Genomic DNA, 1,145 nt, shown 5'->3' with positions numbered 1-1,145 from the left:
ATCAGCCGTCGGGCAAGCCCTTTGGGCTGATGGTGAACGTTGAGTGAGTTTCGGCAATACTCACCCTAAGAGCCTGCAAAAACTGCTTGCTCTTAAAGTATTGCCGAATACCAATTTTGGGCTGACGGAGCCACGCATCGGTCGTCCACGACAGTAGGTAATTGTGCTTTCCTACATAGGCTGAGATTACGATTCACACACCGCATCGACACGTTCTCAAACCGATCAGATCGCTTATCTCTGTGAGGGTTTCCCCAACATACAATTTAAAGCATCCCTGAACTACTCATCACGTTGTTGCTTTGTCGATTTCCCCTAGTAGCAACTCTTGCCTTAGATATTTCTTATATGCCTCTAAAACAATCGCTGTGGTGCGCTAGCGTCGCTTAATTCCATCCACCCACACCACATGCCTAAACGTATAAAACGGACACGCAGAAGCGGGCAAAGCTCGATCTAGGATACTTATTTGATGATTTAAAACACGTATTAACGAAGACTTATCATATTAGGTCTTGAACTAAACATTGTTTCTTGTGAAAATAGAGTTCAGGTACAAGNTTTTTTTTTTTCCGTGTTTTATCTCAACTTTAATAACCGGTTTAAAAATACTGCCAATTTTTTCGGTTGTTCCTGGTAAGTTTCTGGTGGTGTTTCCACCTGTTCCCAAGCTTGTTTTTTCTGCTCACCAAAACTGCTCACATCCTGTTTAGATACAGTTTCCTCTGTTTCGGGTATTTCTGTTTTTGCCTTGTGTTCTATCAGTAATTTGAAATCATCAAAATCACGTCTAACGCTTGATATCTCTTGTTTCAGGAATGCTTTATCCTGTTTCAGTTCCTCGATCTGTAAACGCAGTTCACGCACTAAATCATCATTGTTCACTGAAACAGTAGAATTACTGTCTACAGAAACAGTTTTTTTGCTAGGACTACCAAATAATCGGATCATATCTTGAGGATCAATCATCTGTACGCCTGATTCACTTAATTGAGGAGTTAGCTCACCTCTTTTAATGGCTTTATAAATTGTCGTTCTACCGATATTAAATTTCTTTGATGCTTCAAGAATGGTCAATACAGACATCATTTTTCCCAAGCTAATTTTTAACTAACAACAGTATATTTCAAAAAATTATATAAAAT

General features: G+C 39.2%; 1 protein-coding gene. It reads right to left on the bottom strand.

Going from position 1 to position 1,145, the window contains the following annotated elements:
- Positions 1-579 precede the first annotated feature (579 nt).
- Entirely contained in the window at positions 580-1,086 is a 507-nt protein-coding gene (locus tag AC07E5_RS06260) for a plasmid replication DNA-binding protein (protein WP_498625013.1), read from the bottom strand.
- Positions 1,087-1,145: the final 59 nt, after the last annotated feature.

This window comes from Acinetobacter seohaensis (assembly GCF_056431365.1).
The sequence above is the reverse complement of the archived record's forward strand: the minus strand, read 5'-3'. Positions and strand labels throughout refer to the sequence as shown.

What these genes read in the sequence shown, in the direction of transcription:
- AC07E5_RS06260 (WP_498625013.1), bottom strand. Translation starts at nt 1,086, where the DNA reads ATGTCTGTATTGACCATTCTTGAAGCATCAAAGAAATTTAATATCGGT.